The 21,293-nt window shown below is 64.1% G+C and carries 17 protein-coding genes and 1 pseudogene; 14 read left to right on the top strand and 4 right to left on the bottom strand.

The window, feature by feature from the left end; genetic code table 11:
• Nucleotide 1: 1 nt before the first annotated feature.
• A pseudogene (locus tag ACTJLC_RS16430) lies at nucleotides 2-703 on the top strand (AAA family ATPase); the annotation flags it as partial.
• A gap of 626 nt (nucleotides 704-1,329) precedes the next feature.
• Here the strand turns inward: ACTJLC_RS16430 and ACTJLC_RS16425 are convergent.
• Nucleotides 1,330-2,868: a sensor domain-containing diguanylate cyclase gene (locus ACTJLC_RS16425; protein ID WP_154873329.1), complete on the bottom strand. Its 1,539-nt coding sequence runs from the start codon at nucleotides 2,866-2,868 to the stop codon at nucleotides 1,330-1,332.
• A gap of 552 nt (nucleotides 2,869-3,420) precedes the next feature.
• Here ACTJLC_RS16425 and ACTJLC_RS16420 point away from each other — a divergent pair.
• From ACTJLC_RS16420 to ACTJLC_RS16360, 13 genes are all read left to right on the top strand, one after another.
• A complete protein-coding gene (locus ACTJLC_RS16420) occupies nucleotides 3,421-3,603 on the top strand; it encodes a Flp family type IVb pilin (protein ID WP_310133195.1) in 183 nt (60 codons plus the stop codon).
• Between the two features lie 76 nt (nucleotides 3,604-3,679).
• Nucleotides 3,680-4,177 carry an A24 family peptidase gene (locus tag ACTJLC_RS16415; protein WP_154873328.1) on the top strand — a complete coding sequence of 166 codons (498 nt, stop codon included), beginning with the start codon at nucleotides 3,680-3,682 and terminating at the stop codon, nucleotides 4,175-4,177.
• Nucleotides 4,178-4,189: 12 nt separating this feature from the next.
• Entirely contained in the window at nucleotides 4,190-5,152 is a 963-nt protein-coding gene (gene cpaB / locus ACTJLC_RS16410) for a Flp pilus assembly protein CpaB (RefSeq protein WP_073428308.1), read from the top strand.
• Nucleotides 5,153-5,199: 47 nt separating this feature from the next.
• Nucleotides 5,200-6,666, top strand: coding sequence for a type II and III secretion system protein family protein (locus tag ACTJLC_RS16405; RefSeq protein WP_310317493.1), 1,467 nt, complete (start codon nucleotides 5,200-5,202; stop codon nucleotides 6,664-6,666).
• Nucleotides 6,667-6,677: 11 nt separating this feature from the next.
• The gene (locus tag ACTJLC_RS16400; RefSeq protein ID WP_374709872.1) at nucleotides 6,678-7,097 is read left to right on the top strand and encodes a CpaD family pilus assembly lipoprotein; all 420 of its coding nucleotides are present in this window, start codon (nucleotides 6,678-6,680) and stop codon (nucleotides 7,095-7,097) included.
• Between the two features lie 27 nt (nucleotides 7,098-7,124).
• Nucleotides 7,125-8,342: an AAA family ATPase gene (locus ACTJLC_RS16395; RefSeq protein WP_310120496.1), complete on the top strand. Its 1,218-nt coding sequence runs from the start codon at nucleotides 7,125-7,127 to the stop codon at nucleotides 8,340-8,342.
• Entirely contained in the window at nucleotides 8,342-9,751 is a 1,410-nt protein-coding gene (locus tag ACTJLC_RS16390) for a CpaF family protein (protein ID WP_310133185.1), read from the top strand. The genes ACTJLC_RS16395 and ACTJLC_RS16390 overlap by 1 nt, the downstream gene beginning before the upstream one ends.
• Nucleotides 9,748-10,725, top strand: coding sequence for a type II secretion system F family protein (locus tag ACTJLC_RS16385; RefSeq protein WP_154873322.1), 978 nt, complete (start codon nucleotides 9,748-9,750; stop codon nucleotides 10,723-10,725). Before ACTJLC_RS16390 ends, ACTJLC_RS16385 begins: the two co-directional genes overlap by 4 nt.
• Nucleotides 10,722-11,684: a type II secretion system F family protein gene (locus ACTJLC_RS16380; RefSeq protein ID WP_310133180.1), complete on the top strand. Its 963-nt coding sequence runs from the start codon at nucleotides 10,722-10,724 to the stop codon at nucleotides 11,682-11,684. Before ACTJLC_RS16385 ends, ACTJLC_RS16380 begins: the two co-directional genes overlap by 4 nt.
• A 221-nt stretch (nucleotides 11,685-11,905) precedes the next feature.
• Nucleotides 11,906-12,652 carry a tetratricopeptide repeat protein gene (locus tag ACTJLC_RS16375; protein WP_310120500.1) on the top strand — a complete coding sequence of 249 codons (747 nt, stop codon included), beginning with the start codon at nucleotides 11,906-11,908 and terminating at the stop codon, nucleotides 12,650-12,652.
• A gap of 8 nt (nucleotides 12,653-12,660) precedes the next feature.
• A complete protein-coding gene (locus tag ACTJLC_RS16370) occupies nucleotides 12,661-13,104 on the top strand; it encodes a TadE/TadG family type IV pilus assembly protein (RefSeq protein WP_310133175.1) in 444 nt (147 codons plus the stop codon).
• 3 nt (nucleotides 13,105-13,107) lie between these two features.
• Complete coding sequence (locus tag ACTJLC_RS16365; protein ID WP_310120502.1) at nucleotides 13,108-14,199, top strand: TadG family pilus assembly protein; 1,092 nt, start codon at nucleotides 13,108-13,110, stop codon at nucleotides 14,197-14,199.
• Nucleotides 14,196-14,843: a methyltransferase family protein gene (locus ACTJLC_RS16360; protein WP_310133171.1), complete on the top strand. Its 648-nt coding sequence runs from the start codon at nucleotides 14,196-14,198 to the stop codon at nucleotides 14,841-14,843. Before ACTJLC_RS16365 ends, ACTJLC_RS16360 begins: the two co-directional genes overlap by 4 nt.
• A 71-nt stretch (nucleotides 14,844-14,914) precedes the next feature.
• Here the strand turns inward: ACTJLC_RS16360 and ACTJLC_RS16355 are convergent, their stop codons facing one another.
• The 3 genes from ACTJLC_RS16355 to ACTJLC_RS16345 all read right to left on the bottom strand — a co-directional run bounded on the left by ACTJLC_RS16355 (nucleotide 14,915) and on the right by ACTJLC_RS16345 (nucleotide 21,224).
• Complete coding sequence (locus ACTJLC_RS16355) at nucleotides 14,915-16,285, bottom strand: hypothetical protein (protein WP_310133169.1); 1,371 nt, start codon at nucleotides 16,283-16,285, stop codon at nucleotides 14,915-14,917.
• 46 nt (nucleotides 16,286-16,331) lie between these two features.
• Nucleotides 16,332-19,658, bottom strand: a complete 3,327-nt coding sequence (locus ACTJLC_RS16350) for a bifunctional diguanylate cyclase/phosphodiesterase (RefSeq protein ID WP_440844578.1) — start codon at nucleotides 19,656-19,658, stop codon at nucleotides 16,332-16,334.
• A 429-nt stretch (nucleotides 19,659-20,087) separates the two neighbouring features.
• Nucleotides 20,088-21,224: a porin gene (locus tag ACTJLC_RS16345; RefSeq protein WP_310133165.1), complete on the bottom strand. Its 1,137-nt coding sequence runs from the start codon at nucleotides 21,222-21,224 to the stop codon at nucleotides 20,088-20,090.
• Between the last annotated feature and the right edge of the window lie 69 nt (nucleotides 21,225-21,293).

The following is a 21,293-nucleotide window of genomic DNA, read 5'->3' as shown; positions in this document are numbered from 1 at the left end:
CTGGCAACTGCTGTCGGTGAGCAGTGCACAGATTGAACGGCTGCTGCCGCGCCTTGGGCAGCGCACCTGCGAGAACCCGCTGGAAGAGCCGGAAGCCCCCGAAGAACCGACCGGCGCCCCGCCGGTAACCGGCGCCGTTGAACACGCGCGGCAGGGACCCGCCGCACGGGCAGCCACGCGCACCGTGGAAGGCGACGCACTCGCCCGCTTTGCCATCGACATCACGAAAGCGCGTGACGGCAGGATCGACCCCGTATTCGGGCGCGAGCGCGAAATCCAGCAGATGGTCGACGTGCTCGCGCGCCGGCGCAAGAACAACCCGATCCTCGTCGGCGAGCCGGGTGTCGGCAAGACCGCGCTCGTCGAGGGCCTCGCGCTACGCGTCGCCGCTGGCACCGTGCCGAACGTGATCCGTGACGTGCGTATTCTCACGCTCGATCTCGGCCTGCTGCAGGCGGGTGCGGGCGTGAAGGGCGAATTCGAGCAGCGCCTCAGGAATGTGATCGATGAAGTGCAGGCATCCACCGTGCCAATCCTGCTTTTCATCGACGAAGCCCACACGCTGATCGGCGCGGGCAATGCCGCCGGCGGCGCTGATGCGGCCAACCTCCTCAAACCCGCACTCGCGCGCGGCGAGCTGCGCACGATCGCCGCGACCACCTGGTCCGAATACAAGGAATTCGTCGGGGCCATGGCCGGGCTGTGTCTTGCCCGCGAATCCGGCGCGCGCAATGCGGATGCGTTCCTGAACCAGCGCATCCTGCCGGCGGTTTCCCGCGAACTGCTCACGCGCATGGCAGGCGGAACCCCGCCCGCGAGGATCGTTCTGTCCAGTTCGGCCGAAGGCAACCTGACGATCGACTTCGTCGATCACGGGCTGCCCGCTGCGGCAAGCTCCGCGGCGCCGGTCGCCTGAGGAAGACGGGAGATGGGGCTGCGGACGTTATCCGCCGAATTCCCGGCTGTTCCTATCTCCGAACACGAAGAAATAAAGATTCGCCTTGGCGAGCAAATCGAGGCGAGCTTGTCCTATTTCCACTGCCGCGGCCATCTGCCACGAGCAGTCCACTCCGACGAGGTTCGCGGTCTCCCGCGCGACTGCTTGCCCGTCACCAACGCTTAATAGCCGGTCGCAAGAAACCTCTCGAATGGTTTGACTTGCCACGTTTTGGAACCCAACTCCGCAGCGAACGCTTGTAGCGCAGCCGAACACCATCGAGACAATATTCTCCTGGTCTTTACCGCAATAAACCTCCCCACTCTCCCATCATCCAACGCCAACGCCCAACCTGCTCGCGCCACCTGTTCCGCCAAACCCATCAACCAGCATCAACCTTTCTTATCCTGCCAGAACGGCGAAACCTTATTACGACCAGTCGCCTTGGCGTTATACAGCGCCTCGTCAGCGGCCTTGATCACCGCGGTTACGTCGCTATCCTGTTCGGGCGCCCAGCTCGCCGCACCGATGCTGGCCGTCACGCGTCCGTACTCGCTGCCGGCGTGCTCGATGGCGAGTTCGCTGATCGCCGCGCGGATCTGCTCCGCGATCAGCGCCGCGCCCGCGGGCGGCGTATCCGGCAGCACCACGACGAATTCCTCCCCGCCGTAGCGGGCCGCACTGTCCGCGGGTCGTCGAATGTTGTTGCCGATGCACCGCGCGACGGCGGCCAGCGCATCGTCGCCCGCCTGGTGCCCGTAGGTGTCGTTGTAAGCCTTGAAGCGGTCGATGTCGACGAACAGCAGCGAAAACATGCTGTGTGTACGGCGAGCCCGCCGCCACTCCTGATCGAGAATCTCGCCCAGCGTGCGGCGGTTGTTCAGTCCGGTGAGGCCGTCCGTTCTCGCGAGCAGTTCGAGTTCCGATTCAGCGCGCATCCGCCGGCGCAGTTGCGCGCCAAGCAGAAACGCGAGCGCGACGAACGCCAGCGCGAAGGCGATCATCAGCGAGCCGATGGTGGTTGCGCGCCGCCGCCAGCCCGCATAAATGTCCTGCTCGGCCTCGGCCACCATGATGATCAGCGGCAGGTCGGGGAAATTCCTGAAGTAGTACAGGCGGCGCACGCCGTCGATCGACGCGGTTTCGGAAAAACTGCCTTCCGCGGCGGTGCGGAAGCGCCGGAAGGTGGCCGCCTTGCCGATGTCGCGCCCGATCGTGCGCACGTCGTACGGCTGTCGCATGATCATGATGCCGTTGCGACCGATCAGGGACACGGCGCCATGCGGCCCGAGCGACAGCCCGGCAAACAGCGTATGGAAATACTCGAGGTTCATCGCGATCAGCACGATTCCCGCGAACGAGCCGTCGGGATGTGAAAGCCGCCGGCTCAGCGCAATGCTCGGCGAGCCGTTGCGCAGCCGCGAGCTAAACGGATCGCTGATATAGAGACCCGCGTTCGGGCTGTCACGCTGGACGATGAAATACTTCCGGTCCGAGAAATTACCCTGGCGCGGCACATCGCCGGCGGAGTCGACGACGATGTTGCCGGACGCGTCCAGCACCAGCATCGAGCCCAGGTATTTCGCGGTCGCGGCGCGGTCGAACAACACTTGTCTGCGCAGACGCGGCGGCAGTGCCAGCACCGCCGGGTCGCGCATGCCGTCGACGACCGCCTGCAGCGACAACGCGCACAGTTCGAAATTCCGCTCGATATCGCGCTGGGCGATGAGCGCGAGGTTTCGCGACGTGTCACGGGCGCGGTCCATCGCATCGAGGCGCGCGTCGTAGAGCACCGTCGCGCACAGCGAGATCATGACCAGCGTAATGAAGATGCCGCCCGCGATAATCGCATGCGGCGCCAGATGGCCGCGCCAGAGTCGGTTGCCCAGGCCCACACTTCCCCCGTTGTTGCTTGTTACGGTCCGCACCATGCCTTGAGATAGCCAGGAAATCCGGTTATGCGGATCTCAGCTTGCTGGAGATCCGGGCATCGTAAAACGCCGGAGATTCTACCGGTTCAGCCATGCATTGTGGCCAATTCCGCCATTTGTTTTTCCAGCATTCAATCGCCTTGCAGCGAATGGCGGGCTTAAGGGTATTCCGTACCGCCTTGAAAGAAATGTTATGTGTTTTCCCTATTGGTTTTTACATGAATTGTCTTACCATAAGAAAAACAACAACCCGGTGCGGAGTCGTCGTGGCTGGATCCGCCATTGACAATGCAGCGAGGCATGCGGTCTTTTATAGCGGTTACCGAGGGATGCAACCTGCAAGAACCTTCAACCCATGACAAACCAGGAGGCTAAATCTATGTCGCAGGGTTTCCCCCGATCCGACAACCGCCCTTTTCTCTTTTAACACCACAGCCATATCGCTATTTACCGAAAGTAATCGGTAATTTCGATGCGGGAATGATATTCGGTGCCGGGTTGGTTATTCATTCATTGGGTCCACCCTTCGCCACTTTGTTACGGGAGCCAAAAATGCAAACCTTTCTGAAAGCATTCGTTCGCGACGAGTGTGGTGTCAGCGCCATGGAATACGCGGTGCTGGCCGGCATCGTCGTGATCGCATTGGGTGCGATGGCCGTGGGCTTCAACACCAACATCGGCGCGATGTTCACCAACCTCTTCACGCAAGTCACGACCTCGCAGAACAAAGCGTGATGTTGCGCGGCCGGGAGGTTCGATAGGGCCGTTTATCGAACCTCCTTTATCGAACGTTCCACGGAGCGCGCTGATTGTGTCGCTACTCTCTGCCATCATCCGCGTCACCGTACTTTGCGCGCTGCTGCGGCTCGCCGTTTTCGACGTGCGTTGGCGGCGCCTGCCAACCAGGGCGACCCTCCTGATCGCCGCGCTGTTTTTCATCGACGCTCTCGTCATCCGCCTGCCCATTCACGACGTGCTTGCGCATCTGCTGCTGGCGCTTGCCGTTCTGGTGATCTGCGCGGCCTTGTTCGCCGCAAAAATGCTGGGCGGAGGCGATGCAAAACTGGCCTGCGCCGTTTTCCTGTGGACGGGCCCGAGTCTCGCCTTGCCTGCCCTCGCCATCGTCTCGGTGATCGGACTGGGCGTTTCCCTCGTCAGTCTCGCCACACGTCGCATGGCTGCCGAACAGCGCTTTCCCCCGCTGCGTGCCCTCGCGATGTTTTCTGGCACGCGCGGTGTGCCCTACGGTGTCGCGCTGGCGCTCGGCGGCGGGTCGGTCATCGCGTTGCCTTTGCTTGCGATGCGGTAGGACAGCGCCCTCATGTCCAACGTCATCAAAATCGGTTTGCTGGTCCTCGGCGCCATTCTGATTGCCCTGATCGTTCGGGCCGTGGTCGCCGGCTTGTCGCGTCCGTCCGCGCCCGAGGCCAGCACCGAAAAAGTTCGTATCAGCGCGGCGGATCTTCCGCAGGGTCTGCTTCTGCGCGACGAGGACATGATCTGGAAGCCGATACCCGTCGCCGATGTTCCGCTGAATGCGATCGTCCAGGGCGCATCCGGCGCGGTCGAACTGAAGGGCGCGCTTTTGCGTCACGGTATAGCGAGCGGCGCGCTGATCGTCGCCGACGACGTCATCCTGCCGGGCGCCCCCGGCTTTCTCGCCGCCACGCTCAAACCGGAAATGCGCGCGGTGTCGGTCGCCGTCGACGATGTCTCCGGTAACGCCGGACTGATCCAGCCAGGCGATTACGTCGACCTGCTGCTCACGCAGCAGATGGACCGTCGAACCGACTCGCCCGAACTCGCGGTGTCGAGCGAAACCGTCGTCGAGCGCGTTCGGGTGCTCGCGGTGGGTTCGGAGATACAGCGTCCGAAGAACGGCGAGGCCGCCGACGCCACCAATCGCGCCCGCACTGTCACGCTGGAAGTCACGCCGCGCATGGGCGAAGTCGTTGCCGTCGCCGCGCGCCTCGGCAGTCTGTCGCTTGCCTTGCGCAGCTTCGCGACCGTGACCCGCAATCCCGCCGCGTCGGCGTCGGCCGACTCGCCACCGCCGCCCGTCTGGGCCGGCGACATTTCACGCGCCGTGCGCGATCTGCCGCGAGCGCACGCCCCGCAAGGCACCAGCACCAGTGCGAGCACGAGTTCCGGACCGGCTGCGCCGCCCACCGTGACGATATACCGAGGTTCCGAGAGGAGCGACGCGCTATCGAGCGTCGCCCAGTCAAGCGGTAGCGCAGGAAACAACGTACCGCCAGTGCCGTCTCTGCGCGCGCCGCTTTGACGCGCGCGGAGGGCCTAAACAGCGTCCAGTCGCGGGGATGGAACGCCATGACGAAGCAGTTCAGTCCGGGTCGCATCGGTTCGAAGCTCACGGCTTGCGCGGTGATTAGCTGGGCCACGGCGCTCGCGGTCCACGCGCAGGCGGCGCCGGCTCGCGCGGCGCTGCCCGGGCCTGACGCGCCGCTCGCGAGCGCGCCTGGCGGTTCAGCGGGAACCTTGGCCATCGACGCCGGCAAGGGCACCCTCGTGCGTCTGAACGAGAACGCGAGTTCGGTGTTCGTCGCCGATCCCACGATCGCTGACGTTCACGCGCCGTCGCCGAAAGCGGTCTTCGTGCTGGGCAAGAAGGCCGGCACGACGACGCTGTATGTGCTCGGCGCGGACAACCGGACCTTGCTTCAACAGACGGTGGTCGTCAGCCGCGACACGGATGCGCTCCGACGCGCCGTCGCGGCGCGCTTTCCGGCCATGCGCCTGCAACTGACAGCCGGTCCCGGCTCGCTGCTGGTGTCAGGCCAGGCGGCATCGGCTTCCGACGCCGACGCCGTGGTGCAGACCCTTACGCCCTATCTGGCGGACAAGGAAGTGCTCGTCAACCGCATCACGATCGACCGGCCGCTCCAGGTGCAGTTGCGGGTTCGCATCACGGAAGTGGATCGGAACGTCACGCAGCAGTTGGGGATCAATTGGGCGGCACTCGGCTCGGTGGTGGGAAATTTCACGGGCGGTATCTTCGGCGGCCGCCAGATCTTTAACCTGGCCCAGCCGATCGTCGGCCCGTCCGGTACGTCTTATCCGATCAATCTGCCTTCGAACAACGCCTACTCGATCTTTGGCCAGTTCAGGACTGGCAACGCCAACATCCAGGTACTCGTCGACGCACTGAATCAGGAAGGCTTGCTGACGGTTCTTGCCGAGCCCAATCTCGTGGCGATGTCGGGACAGACCGCCAGTTTCCTCGCCGGAGGCGAGTTTCCCATTCCGGTGGCGCAGATCAACGGCGCGGTCACCGTGGACTACAAGCAGTTCGGCGTCAAACTCGATTTCACGCCGACCGTCATGAACGAACGCCGCATCAGCCTGAAAGTGCGCCCCGAAGTCAGCCAGATCGACGCGACCGCGAGCGTCACCACCAATGGCATTACGGTGCCGGGGTTGAGCGTGCGCCGCGCCGACACCACCGTCGAACTCGCGAGCGGCCAAAGCTTCGCGATCGGCGGTTTATTGCAGACCAACACCACCGACATCATTTCGCAGGTGCCGGGCCTCGGATCGATTCCGATTCTGGGCAAGCTGTTCTCGTCGACCAATTACCAGAACAACAAGACCGAGCTCGTCATCATCGTGACGCCCTATCTGGTCGAGCCGACCGATCCCGCCCGGCTTCGCACGCCACTCGACGCGCTGATGTCGCCGAGCAGCGACATCGAGTACAGCTTCAGGCGCGAGTCCGGCGATGCGCCTGCCCCATCCGGACAACCGCGCCTCGTCGGCGCGGCCGGGTATGTCTACTGAGCGGAGCCGCCATGATTTCCGCACGCATTAGCCGCATTAGCCGCCTTCTCCGCCTTCTCCGCGTTACCCGCCTTATCGCGCTCACGCTTGCCTGCATTACGACGGCCGGCGTCGGTGGCTGCGTCAAGCCGCCGAGAACGATGCCCGACGCGTCGATCATCCCGTTCGACGGCCACCTCGCCTTGCCGCCCGATTGCGCCAGCCTGGCTCGCCCATCGGTGCTGACCGACGCCGGCTGGAGGCGTCCCGACATGGCATGGGGCTGCGCGACCTACACGAATCTCGCGGCGCAGCTCGCCCATCCTCGGGACATCGTCAAACCCGAATCGCTCGGACCCGCCGATGCCGCCGTGGCGGCGAGCGCGGTGCATCGCTATCAGACTGAACGCGTGACACCGCTCGACAAGACGACGACGCGCGATCCGCGTTGACGCGCGAGACATTCACCGAAGGCGACCATGAGCACAGACTTCAGTTTTCGGAAAAGCGCGACGGCGGCTCGGCTCGTCGACTTCATCGCGTTCGTCGCGGATCACGCCACGGAACAGGTGCTGAAAGACTATGTGCTCGAGCAGGCGATGCCGCATGCGCACGTGGCGATCGGCGACATTCACGACGCGATTGCCTATCTCTCGAAGATCGAACGCTCGCCCCTCTTTCTGCTGATCGACCTGCATGGCTCCGCGATGCCGCTGTCGGACCTGGCACGGCTCGCCGAAGTGTGCGAACCGTCGGTGCAGGTCGTCGCGCTCGGTGAGCGCAACGACGTCGGGCTCTTTCGCAGTTTGCTCAAGCTCGGCGTGCGTGACTATCTCGTCAAGCCGCTGACCGTCGAACTGCTCAACCGGACCGTCAGCGCAACCGAGGGCAAGATCAATCCCGTCGTGCAGACTCGCGCCGGCAAGACGATCGCGTTCGTCGGCTCGCGGGGCGGGGTCGGCGTCACGACCATCGCCCTGAATCTCGCCCGCCATCTGGCCGAGGACACGCATCGCCGGGTCGCTTATGTCGACCTCAACGTGTATGGCGGCGCGGCCAACAGCATGCTGGGCTTGCAGAGCAACAACGGCCTGACCGACGTGCTGCAGAACGTGCATCGGCTCGATCCGCAGTATGTGGAAAGGACGCTCGTCGCGAAGGGAAGCCGCCTGTTCGTTCTCTCCTCCGAACTCGACTACGGCGCGCCGAAGCCGTTCCAGGCGGGAGCGCTCAAGCGCGTGCTCGAAGTGCTACGCGACAGTTTCCATTACGTCATGCTCGACGCGGGCAACCGGGCCGATCCGCTGGCGGGCGAAGCGTTCGACCACGCATCGCGCGCCTATCTGGTGGCGGACCGCTCGGTGCATTCCGCGCGCGAGACGCTGCGCCTGTTGCGCTACATCGAGGACCGCGACAACAATCCCGCCGCTTCGCTGCTGCTCAATAATCCCAATGCCGCGACCGCGGGCAAAGTGCAGCCCGTCGATTTCGCGGCGGCGGTGGGTCGCCCCGCGCTGCATGAAGTCCCGTTCGAAACCAGGGCGATCTCGCTGGCCGAGAACCTCGGCGAGGCGCCCGACGAAAAAACGGCCAACGGTTTCAATCAGGCGATCACGCGTATCGGCAGCGACCTCACCGGCCAGCACGTCGCCGTCGAGCGCACGTTCCTCCAGAAGCTCGGAATAAGGAAACGCTGATGTTCGGGCAAAAGCAGCCTCCTTCCCCAGACGTGGCCGCGCCGCGCGACAATCCGGCCGCGCCGGCCGCCGCGTCGCCTCCCGCAGCGGTCAGCGGTACGGTCACCGCTTTGCCGGGACGCGCCGCGTTACCGCAGGGCAACGAAGCCCTGGTCCGCTCGGAACTGTTCAAGACCATCCGCAGCGGCGTGTTCAATTCGATGAATGCGTCGGCCGCGGTCGGCAAGACTCGCGAGCAGATGAAGCCCGGCGTCGAACAGCTCGTGCTGGAGATCGCGGCGCACGAGCGGCTGAACGTCACGATTTCGGAGCAGATCCAGATCGTCAGCGAACTGCTGAACGACATGTTCGGCGTGGGTCCGATCGAGCCGCTGCTCGCGGACGACAGCGTGACCGACGTGCTCGTGAACGGTCCCGATCAGATCTACGTCGAGCGTCATGGCCGGCTCGAACTGACGCCGTACAAGTTCCGCGACAACGCGCACGTCGTCAGCGTCGCGCAGCGCATCGCGGCCGGCGTGGGCCGGCGGGTCGACGAAAGCAGTCCGATGGTGGATGCGCGTCTCGCCGACGGCAGCCGGGTCAACGTCATCCTGCCGCCGCTCGCGATTCACGGCGCCTGTATCGCGATCCGCAAGTTCTCGAAGCGCAACATCACGCTGCATCGGATGGCGCAACAGGGCAACATGTCGGCGCAGATGAGCAACGTGCTCAAGCTCGCCAGCACGTGCCGCCTCAACGTCATCGTGTCGGGCGGCACCGGCTCCGGCAAGACCACCTTGCTGAATGCGCTGTCCCATTTCATCGGCAATGGCGAACGCGTCATCACGATCGAAGATGCGGCCGAACTTCAGCTTCAGCAGCCGCATGTCGTCAGCCTCGAAACGCGCCCCGAAAACGCCGAGGGTCTCGGCGGCGTCGCCCAGCGCGATCTGGTGCGCAACGCGCTGCGGATGCGGCCGGACCGCATCATCCTCGGCGAAACGCGCGGCCCCGAGGCGTTCGACGTGCTGCAGGCGATGAACACCGGTCACGACGGCTCGATGACGACGATTCACGCGAACACGCCGCGCGACGCGATCACCCGGCTGGAGAGCATGGTCATGATGGCGAACGCCAATCTGCCGCTGATGTCGATTCGCCGGCAAATCGCGAGCGCGGTTCATCTGTTCGTGCAGATCGAGCGGATGCGCGACGGCGTGCGGCGCGTGACGCGCATCACCGAACTCGTCGGCATGGAAGGCGACGTCATCATCACTCAGGATCTCTTCACCTTCCGTTACGACGCGAGCGCTTATAACGAAGAGGTCAAGGGCGTCTTCGAAACGGCCGCGCTCAGACCCGCGTTTTCCGAACGCGCCGCCTATTACGGTGTGGAAGAAGCACTGCTGGAGGCCATGCGCCCATGACGACGATCGACCTCGTCACGCTCGCCTCGTTCGCTTGCGCGCTGGTGCTCGGACTGATGGCGCTGACCGCGCAGGATCTGCGAAGCAAGCAGCCCGGCGCCAGGATCAGATCGCGCATGCTGCGGTCTTTCTCGATCGAGGACGGCGCACCCGCGCCCGCTCAAAGCGGTGTCGACGCGAACCTCTTTAAGCTGAACCGGCACGGCAACGCGATCAGCCGCTGGCTCAGGCCGAGGATCGCCCGCCTGAGAACGGTGGCCGGCGCGAACGGTCTTCGCGTCGTGATCGGCGCGGCGATCGCGGGCGCACTCCTTGCGCTCGCCATGACGCGTTTCATGCCGCTTCCCGGCGTCGTCAAAGTGCTTCTGCTGCCGGCGCTCCCTCTCTTTGCCGCGGTGCAAGCGTATCGTTTCCTCGTCGCCCGCTTCCGGCGACGCTTCCTCAATGGCTTCCCGGACCTGCTCGACATGATCGTGCGCGCGGTGCGCGCGGGCGTACCCGTTACTCACGTCATCCGCGCGGCCGCCGACGAATGTCCCGAGCCGCTGCGTCATGAATTCCGCTTGATGGGCGACGCGTTGCAGCTTGGGATCGATCTCGAGGAAGTGCTGGCCGTGGCAATGCGCCGAATCGAAGTCACCGATTTCTCTTTCTTTTGCGTATGCCTGCTGCTACAGCGTGAAACCGGCGGCCAACTCGGGGAAACGCTCGAAAACCTGGCCGCCATTGTTCGCACGCGCGGCGAGGTCCGTCTGAAAACGAAGGCGCTGACCGCGGAAGCGCGCATCACGACGAGGATTCTGGCCGCCATTCCGGTGGTCATCATGCTTGCCTTGTACGGCCTGAATCGCTCTTACGTCATGGTGCTGTTCGATAGACCGGCCGGGCAGAAGCTGCTGACGTTCGCGTCGATCTCGGTGGTGCTCGGCATCGCGGTGATCAACAGGATGTCCAAACTCAATACTTCCCGATGAGCGACGCCAGCATAGAGACACTGCTCGACCTTCTGATGCTCGTGGCGCTGTTCGGCACGCTCGCGTTATGGTGGGCCGCGAAGCGCGGCGGCAGGCGCGGCAGGATCGCCGAACGGGTGCGCGAGGCAGCTGTCAGCCTGCGCCCGCACAGTTCGCCCGCCGGCATGGATGACGACGATGCCGATCTGCGCGCGCGTCTGCTGCGGCGCCTCGCGACGCTGGGGGACCGGCTGCCGCTGTTCGACGCGAAGTATCGCGCGGAACTCGGGCGGCAGATGGTGCGCGGCGGTTACCGCGGCAAACATGCGGTTCCCATTCTGGTCGCGATCAAGTTCCTGTTCGGCATTGTGTGTGCGACGCTCGCGGTCATGCTGGGCTCGCACATCGCGTTCGTCGGCCGCTACCCGGCCGCTCGCGGCATTCTGATGGTGTTCGTGTTCATCGTCGGGATGATCGTTCCGGAATACGTGCTCGCGTTGCGCGCGCAGCGGCGCCGCCTCGCCATGGCGGCCTGCTTGCCCGACGCGCTCGACCTGCTGGTCATCTGCACGAACGCGGGGAACAGTTTGGCCGTGAGCATTCGCCGGGTCGCAGACGAACTCGCTTCCATCTGCCCGCCGCTTTCGGACGAGTTTTCGCTGACCGCCGACGAGCTGAAACTATCCGGCGACAGCACGCGTGCGCTGAATGGGCTTGCCCAGCGGATCGACCTGCCCGCCATTCGCGCGCTGATTTCCACGCTCACGCAATCCATGCGCTATGGCACGCCGATCACGCAGGCGCTGCGAACCTTGTCGCGCACCGAGCGGCTGGCTCATATCGTTTCGCTGGAGGAAAAAGCCGCCAAGCTCGCGCCGAAAATGGTGCTGCCGATGATGCTGTTCATTCTGCCGGCGGTCGTCGTCATCGCAGCCGGCCCGGCAATCATTCAAATTCTCGAATTCTTCGCCAAACAATGAAAACCGTCGAATTGCGAATTGCCGTTCGTGCCCCTCGTGCCCTTCCTGGCCCGCGTGCCGTTCCGACGCATCGCTTCGCGATGCCGCGCTTTGCACGGCGCGTCGGCCTTGTTGGCCTCGCTTGCTGCTGCGCCGCCGCGCTGCTCGCGGCAGGCGCTTGCACGACGACGTATCGTGTCTCGGAAGCGCACACGCTGCCTCGCAATACGATGCCCGACAGGATGAGCGAGCTTCGCATCGCCGAGACGGCGCTCGACTCGGGCAACGTGGAACTGGCCACGACGCTCTACGAAAAGGTCGTGGCCGCCGATCCTCGCTCGGTTGCGGGTCTGACGGGCCTGGGCGACACGCTCTACGCGGTCGGCGACTTCACGCGCGCGGCGGTCCACTACGAGCGGGCCAGGCAGGTCGACGCCAACGCGATTGCGCCGATGATCGGCATTGCGCGCGTGGCGATTCATCAGCGGCGCTTCGACGATGCGATTTCCCTCTATCGCCAGGTGCTGGCGCTGACCCCCGATGCACCGCTCGCGTCCGCGGGCCTCGGCGCGGCGCTCGATCTGAAGGGCGACCACGTCGCGGCGCAGGCCGTGCTGAGGCAGGCGCTCAAGGCCAATCCCGGCGATCCGGGCCTGAGCATCAACCTGGGATTGTCGCTGACGCTCAACGGCAATCCGCGCGACGGCGCGAACGTGTTGCTCGACGTGACGCGCTATCCCGGTGCGCCGCCCCAGGCGCGCCAGGATCTCGCGCTCGCCTACGGCCTGCTCGGCAATTCGGAAGCAGCGGCCGCCATCCTCGGACAGGATCTGCCGAAGGCCTCCGTGCAGGACAACCTTCGCTTCTATGAAATTCAACGCAACCGGATGACGCCGCCGCCTGCGTCGATGCTGCCGGCGTCGAAGAGATCGGCCGCGACCTCGGGCGACACCACGTCAGGCACGACGCCCGCCATCACTGCTCGATGAAAACCGCAATGCCGATGCCTCACGTCAACCGTGCAAGCTGTGGACCACGCGCGAGCCGGGGATCGGCGGCGATCGAGTTCGCCATTCTGCTGCCGTTTCTGATCATGATTCTGGTGGGGATCATCGACGTCAATCTGATCTTCTATAACGACGCGATCCTGACGAACGCGGCTCGCGCGGGCGCGAGAGCCGGCACGGTGCTCCAGGTGCCGCCGCTGACCACCACGCAGATCGCGGCCATCACGACCACCTACGCGCAGAACAACCTCGTCACCGGCGGAGCCGCGACTGCGCCGACCGTCACGGTGACGCAGTCGAACGGCACGACCCCCGGCGGCTCGCTTCAGGTCGCGGTTTCATACACGTACCAGGGGCTGCTGCTCGGCTCGGCGTTTAGCGCGTTGGCCAGCCCCGTCGTTCTGAACGCCAGCGCCGTCATGATTTACGAGTAGACCATGACGGCGCCCATGCTTGCCGAGCGCGAGGAACTCCGCCTGAAACACGACGTGGTCAACACGCGTTTGGTCGGCACGCATGCACGCTATCGACGCCAGCGCGGGACGATGAGCTTCGTCTTCGTTTCCTTCGTGCTGATGGCGCTGGCGTTCTCGGCATTCTCGGTGGATATCGGCCGCTACTATCTCGCCTCCAGTGAGTTGCAGACCGCGGCGGATGCCGCCGCCATCGCGGGCGCCCGTTCGTTGTTTACCGGCAACCTGAATTCGACCGCCAACTGGAGCGCCGCGAACGCGAGCGCTGCAAGCGCCGTTCAACTCAATGCCTCGGGGGGATCGACCTTGACAGCGGCGACGGTGCAAAGCGGCTTCTGGAATTTGACGGGCTCTCCGGCCAGTATGCAATCGGCGGCAATCACGCCCGGCGCCTACGATAGCCCCGGCGTGCAAGTCACTGTTTCGCGCGCGACAGGATTGAACGGCGGCTCACTGGTCTTTCTGTTCGCGCCGCTTTTCGGCGTGAACGATACCCCCGTGACGGCGACCGCGGTGGCCGTGGTGTCCGCACCGGGTTTTGTCGCCACCGGCGCGTTGTACCCGGTGGCCCTCGCCAAATGTATTTTCGACCAGTACTGGAATACGCAGACCGGATCGCCGAAGATCGACCCGTCGACCGGGCAGGCCTATACGTTTCAGATCACCAACGGCACGTCCTACGGAGGTTGCCTTCCTGGGCAATGGACCTCGTTCCAGACCAACGCGAACGACGTGCCGACGGTGCGTGGATTCATGGCCAACGGGAACCCCGCGCAATTGAGCATCGGCGCGTCCATCTGGATTCAGCCCGGCGTCAAGACGACGATTTACAGTTCGGTGCTGCCCAACATCGACGTGCTGCTTCCGGTCGTTCAGCAAGTGGCGACGTCGAACGCCACGATCCTCGGCTTCGCCGCTTTTCATATCGATTCCGCGGTCAGCGCGGGCGGCAACAACTACATTCAGGGTCATCTCATCACGAGGGTCAACGTGTCTTCAGGCTCGCCACAAAACAGTCTCTACGGGGCGTATGTCGCGCCGCGTCTCGCGCGATGACGCAAGCTCTTTCCAACCGCCCCGCTCTGACCCGCGCGCAACTCGCGGTCGAGGTCGGCGTGCGAATTCTGACCGTACCGCTGCTCGGTCTGTTCGTCGCCATGACCGTTCACCAATACGTGATGGACACGTCGAGGGTCACGCTGCTGGTGTTCGCCTTCGCGGAGGTGTTGACGGTCGGCCTCGCGGTGTTTGCCCGCGTGCCGCGCGAGCGGGATTGGAGGCCGCTCAGTCTCGGCGCGACCCTGTGCGCGACGTTTTACTTTCTCGCCTTTCAGATAACGCCTGGCATCCGGCTGGTTCCTGAAGCGCTGGCCGCCGCCTTGCAGGTGGTGGGCGTTCTCGTCCAGATCTATGCGAAGTGGTCGCTACGACGTTCGTTTGGTCTTTTGCCCGCCAATCGGGGCGTCATTATCAATGGACCGTATCGCCTCGTTCGCCATCCGATGTATCTGGGGTATCTGATCACGGACATCGGCTTTCTTGCCGCGAACTTCGGCGTTCGCAATCTTCTCGTCGTTGTCGCGCAATGGACGCTTCAAGTCGTGAGGATCGTGAAGGAAGAGCAATTGCTTTCGAACGACATCACGTACCGCGAGTACATGGGGCGCGTGCGCTACCGGCTCGTTCACGGTTTGTTCTGAATGGCTTGTACATTGGATCGATCGCCCGTGTCGTCGTGACACGGGCGATCGCATGCCCGCAGCGCAAGCTGTCATGCGCGTCTTGCGACATCCGCAGCGCGTGCTGGGCGCGCAAGATGCGTCGGGGTGACGGCGCAGTAGGCAGGGTTGGCTTGCGCGCCTGGCGTGATTGCGCAGTAGGCGGGTTTGGCTTCCGCGCCTGGCGTGATTGCGCAGTAGGCGGGTTTCGCCTCCGCGCCTGGCGTGATCGCACAGTAAGCAGGTTTCGCTTCTGCGCCTGGCGTGATCGCACAGTAGGCGGGTTTGGCTTCCGCACTCGGCGTGATCGCGCAGTACGCAGGCTTGGCTTCTGCGCCTGGCGTGACCGCGCAGTAAGCAGGCTTTGCTTCCGCGCTTGGCGTGATCGCGCAGTACGCAGGCTTCGCTTCTGCGCCTGGCGTGATTGCGCAATACGCAGGTTTCGCTTCCGCGCCTGGCGTGACCGCACAATACGCAGGTTTGGCTTCTGCGCCAGGCGTGATTGCGCAGTACGCAGGTTTGGCTTCCGCACCCGGCGTGACCGCGCAGTAAGCAGGCTTCGCTTCCGCACCCGGCGTGATCGCGCAGTACGCAGGCTTCGCTTCTGCGCCTGGCGTGATTGCGCAATACGCAGGTTTCGCTTCCGCGCCTGGCGTGATTGCGCAGTAGGCGGGTTTGGCTTCTGCACTCGGCGTGATTGCGCAGTACGCAGGTTTGGCTTCTGCACTCGGCGTGATCGCGCAGTACGCAGGCTTCGCTTCTGCGCCAGGCGTGATGGCGCAGTACGCAGGTTTGGCTTCCGCACTCGGCGTGACCGCACAATACGCAGGTTTGGCTTCTGCACTCGGCGTGATCGCGCAGTACGCAGGTTTGGCTTCCGCCCCCGGCGTGACTGCACAGTAGGCAGGCTTCGCTTCTGCCCCCGGCGTGACTGCACAGTAAGCAGGCTTCGCTTCTGCACCCGGCGTGATCGCACAGTAAGCAGGCTTCGCTTCCGCCCCCGGCGTGACCGCACAATAAGCAGGCGCTTGCACCGCCAGCGCCGTGCCGAACTCGCGCGCCATCAGTTCGCTCGTCGCCCCCGCCAGTTCCAGCAGATGCGCTTCATCCTCCGCGCCATCGATGCCCACATAAGGATTGTGGTGCAGCACATAGCCAAACAGACGCTCGCAATCGGCGGCATAGCGCCGCGTGTCGAGAATGTGCGCGTGCCAGAACTGATCCACCTCCTCGCCCGGCACGACGGCGACGCTCGGGTATTTCGCCGACAGCTTCAAAAATTGCCGGTAGCCCTGCTCGGCTCGCATCAGCGTCGCGGGCGTCCATCCGCTCTCCTTCCGGTGAAGCAGCTTTGCCTTCATCTGGTCAAACTGGAGTTCGTCGATGGCCAGCCAGGTCCCCTCTACATCTCTTTCTTGTTGCATGGTGATGCTCCTTTCACATGTGATGGGCGCGCCCGAGGTGTCAGCCTCATGCACGCACGACTTGCGGGCTCTGCTCTTCGGCAAGACCGCGCTCCGGCCGGCGACTCAGAAACGACGTCATGTCGCCGGCAGGAAGAGGTTGGCTGTAGAAGTACCCCTGGACTTCATCGCAGCCTTCGTTACGCAGAAAATCGATGTGCGCCTGAGTTTCGGCGCCTTCGGCGACCACCTCCAGGCCGAGACTGTGACCGAGCGCAATGACGGCGCTGGCGATCTGCGCGTCGCTCTCACTGTCGGGCACGTCGCGAATGAACGAACGATCGATCTTGATCAGGTCGATCGGGAAGTGGTTCAGATACGCGAGCGACGAATAGCCGGTGCCGAAATCGTCGATCGACAGGCGCACACCGGTCCGCTTCAAGCTCGCGAGCCACGCGGCCGCCTGTTCGGGGTGGCGCATGACCATGCTCTCGGTCAGTTCCAGTTCCAGCATGTCGCCGGGCAATTGCGCCTGCGCGAGCGCGTCGACGATGTCGTGGTGCAGATGCGGGTCGGCGAATTGCCGCGCCGACAGATTGACAGACACGCGCAGCGGCCCCAGCCCACGATCGAGCCATTCGGCGTTCTGCCGGCATGCCTCGCGCAGCACCCACGCGCCGATCTGCACGATCGCCCCGGTTTCCTCGGCTAGCGGAATGAAGTCCAGGGGCATCACCAGTCCGAGTGTCGGGTGACGCCAGCGGATCAGCGCCTCGACTCCGGTACAACGATCCGATTGCAGCGACACGCGCGGCTGGTAGTACAGAACGAACTCGTCGTTGTCGACCGCGTGCCGCAAATGCGACTCCATGTCGATGCGACGCTGCAAGGTCGCGCTCATCTCGCGGACGTAGAGCTGATACGTGTTCTTGCCGCGTTGCTTGGCGCCGTACATGGCGATATCGGCATGCTTGAGCAAGGTCTGGGCATCGTCGCCGTCGCCGGGGAAAGAACTGATGCCGATACTGGCGGTAACCTGCATTTGCCTTCCGCTCACGACGAACGGTTCGGAAAGCGCGCCCTGGATCGCCTCGACCGACCACTTCACGTCGTCCTGCGCGTCCCCGTGCCCCGCGACGAGCACGATGAATTCGTCGCCGCCCAGACGGGCGATCATTCCGGTCTGCGCGACCTGCTGGCGCAGCCGGTCGGCCACCGCGCGCAGCAACTGGTCGCCGGCGTTGTGCCCGAGCGAGTCGTTGACGTCCTTGAACTGATCCAGATCGATGAACAGAACATGGAGCGCGGTGTTCTCGATGTGCGCGGTCAGGAGCGCTTCTTCCAGCCGGTCCCTGAACATCAGCCGATTCGGCAGGCCGGTCAGCGCATCGTGATTCGCGATGAAGCGCAGATTCTCCTCGGCTTGCCGCCGCAACAGAAAGTGACTCGCCTGGATCGCGATGGAGCGCGCCATCGCCAGCGCCTGGGGCTCCGTCTGACGCCTGTCCCGTGCGTAGAATTCCGCCGTGCCGAGCGTCGTGGAACCGGCACGCAGCGGAAAGGCGAACACGGTGGTGATGCCCGCCGCGCCGAGCCATTCGGCGTGCGCGAGCCGTGCCACGGCGCTCTTTCCGGCGCTCCAGCAAGGCTCCATGAAGACCTCCGCGGCCGCCGCCGATGCGCTGTTCGAGCGCGACTGCAACCAGGGCTCGAGTTCGGGTACCCGCGCGCGGTAAATGGCGTAAAGCGATTGCCGCTGACCGGGTTCCGTGGGCCAGAACGCGCCCGCGTCCCAACCCATGCCGTCCGCCAGCACGTCCACCAGTTGCCGGAAAACATCGAACTCGCTCGTCGCGGTCGCGAGTTGCAGCGTGATCGCATGTTCCTGCTGCTGCGCGCGCTCCGCCGACTTGCGCTGCGTGATTTCCAGCGCCGTGCCGCGCAGCGCTCGCTGCTCGGGCGGTCCATATGCGTGGCCGATTAGATGCAGCCAGCCTCTTCGACCGCGCGCGGACCGGTAACGGCATTCGAACTGGAACGGCGTGCCCGCGCGAAGCGTTCTCTTGCCGTGCGCCACCAACGCCGCGCGATCCTCCCGTTCGATCACGTTCATCAGCGCCGCCAGCGGCAGCGTGCCGCTGCGCGCGCCGATGAGGCGGGCCATCTCGTTCGACAGGCGGACCGTCTCACCATCGGGACTGATGCGCCAGTCACCCAGGTGCGCGATGCGCTGCGCCTCGGCACGCGCGATTTCGCTGTCCCGCAGCGTATGCGTGATCCGTTCGGCCAATTTGACGGCGCGCACGCGCGAACTCGACAGCGCATACCCCAGCCCGCCCAGCAACACACTGATGACCACGCCGGCGACCGTCGCGAACATCGGCAGACGGCGTTGCGAGCCGCTCAGCGTTGCCGGATCGGCGGCGAACTCGATCAGCCAGCGCCGGCCGCCGAACGGTTGCACGAGACTTCTCGTGAAGTGCCGCGCGTCGTGCGCCGACGTGCCGAATTCATCGCCGGACGACAACGACGGGTGCGCCGCGGACACGCCCGCACCGGATGTCGGGTTACGCCTGACCGCGTCGCGCGCCATGTCGCCGATGCCCGCGACGCTGTCGAACAGCATCGTGGAGGGCGACGGCGGCACCGCCGGCGTATCGAACGCGCCGGCGTCGTAGATGCGAAAGCGGATCACGCGCAGTGTTTCCTCGCTGAGCAGACCCGCCATCAGGTCCTTGACACGGATGCCCGCGCCGACCGAGCCGATATACGCGCGACGCCGCGCATCCACGGCATCGTGCGGCATGCCCTTGCGGTAGACCGGCAGGCGCAATGCGATGCCGATATGCGGATTGTTGCCCTCGGCGAGAATCAGGCGCCCGCTGCTGACCGGTTGCCCTGTGTCGCGCGATCGTTCGAGCGCAGCCAGTCGCCGGGACGGCACACCGAGATCGATGCCGAGCGACGGCACATTCGGTTCCAGCGGTTCGACATAGGACAGCACGAAATAAGCGGGACGCGCGCCCGGCGGTCGAATCGCAAAGTCGACGCCGGCTTTTTGCAGAACCGGGTCGCTGCGCTGCGTGGCGATGAACTGCTCCACGTCGGCGCCGCGAATATACGGCGCATAGTTCAGCGTCTGAAAACCGGGGTAACGCTCCGGCAGGTTTAGGCCGTTCACGAAGTCGCGAAACTCGCTGCGCGATACATCGTCGCCCGCGCTGAACAGCGCCTGCATCGTCACCAGTACGTCGGAATACAGCCGGATACGCGTGTCGATTCGCTGTTCGACATCGCGGGTGTCGTTGTCGAAACGAAGTCTCGCCTCGCTCTGGATCAGGTCCGCGCTGACCGTATGCACCACGGCCGTTACCGCGAGCCCGAGCAGCAGCATGGCGACGGCCAGGCCGATTGCGTAACCACGATGAGCCGGGCGTAGCAATCGCCCCCACGTCTCGCGCACATCCGCCCCCCGGAGTAACCCCGCACACACGACACGAACCCGTCCGACAGGCTCGCCGCTATTGATTCATTACCGCCCGGTCAATTAACGCACGCCAATCGTGCAGTTGGCATTGAATAGCGCAAGCGCGCCCGTTATTGCGGATTAAAACAATGCTGGTCTAATTCGGCCATATTGGTAAATTCGACCGAATAGATTGGAAAGCTCACTTGAGTCATTCCGGTTCAAGTCTACGTAGCTTAGACGAAAGCCGTTTTTTGGCTAGTTATCACGAACCCTTATTCATATATCACGCGAAAAATACCTCATCCATATCGGCATCACCCCGATCATGCAGCGGTAATACATTCCGATATCGCGCTAAAACGAATGTCGGAGGCCGAGCGATACGATCATCTGGGTATTGCTGCTCGAAGGAGACAGCAAAAACATTTCGGCCGTCACACCGGAACTGGCACGCAAATAGACGGCGTTGAGATACACGTCGGTGCGAGTGGACAGGAAATAATCCGCGCCGAGCCCGATCTGATTCCAATGATCGTTGTCGAGCTTCGAATACGCATAACTGGCGGCCACGAAAAAGGCGGGGCTGACCTTGTACTGGGTGTTGCCTTCCGCGGTGCGCAGGACGCTGGATCGACCGTTGTTCTGGAAGTCCACCAGCGTGAACACGCCTTGCATCAGCACGGGGCCGAGCTGATAGCCCGCCGCCGCGCCCGCCACGACGAGTTTGTCGAAAACCACCGGCCTCGCCAGGGTGCCCAATGCTCCCGAGCCGGATAAGGGCGTGCCGAGTACCGGCGTGCCGATGCCAAAGACGGCCTGGTAATTGCGAATGGCGGTGTAGGCGGCCGCGAGGCGCAGCGGCCCTTGCGTGTAACCGGCGCCGAAACCCATCGCGCTGTTGCGCGCGAAGTCCCCCGCCTGGCCGCCGAACGCATACAGCGCGCCGAATTGCAGGCCGGCCAGGGTCGGCGTCACGTATTTGACCGAATTGTTGATGCGCTCGCCGCCGAGCCTGTCGTAATCGCCGAGATGGAACGCAAAAACGCTGGGAATCGTCGAGCCGGCGGAGAACGACGACAGGTTCGTCGTCATGAAATCGTACTGACGGCCCAGCGAAATCGTGCCCAGCCGGTCGCTGGCGAGACCGACGAACGCTTGCCGGCCGAATTCCAGTCCGCCTTGACCCAGCGTGCCGTTGTTGATGCCGAAACCGTTTTCGAGCCGGAATATCGCGCGGTATCCGCCGCCGAGGTCCTCCGTGCCGCGAAAGCCCCAGCGGTCATTGCGACCGACGCCGCTGAACTGCGCCCACGCGTGGCCGCCCCGAACGTTGGTCGTATAGGTGAGCGCGTCGTCCACGATGCCATAAAGCTGCACGCTGCTTTGCGCACGAACTTCATTGGCGGATAAAGCCAAACCCGCCAGCATCGCGCCTATCACCGAATACGACGTGAATTGCCTGATTCGGTGCCGCCCGATATCGGGGTCCACAAAATACTGTGTGAGTTCTTGTTTGCGTCGTTTTAAACGATTCATTACAGCGCCCCCCTGAGTGAACCT

Origin of the sequence: Paraburkholderia sp. 22099, assembly GCF_052045835.1 — a bacterium.
GTDB classification, from domain to species: domain Bacteria; phylum Pseudomonadota; class Gammaproteobacteria; order Burkholderiales; family Burkholderiaceae; genus Paraburkholderia; species Paraburkholderia terricola.
This window is presented reverse-complemented; position numbering and strand designations above follow the sequence as displayed.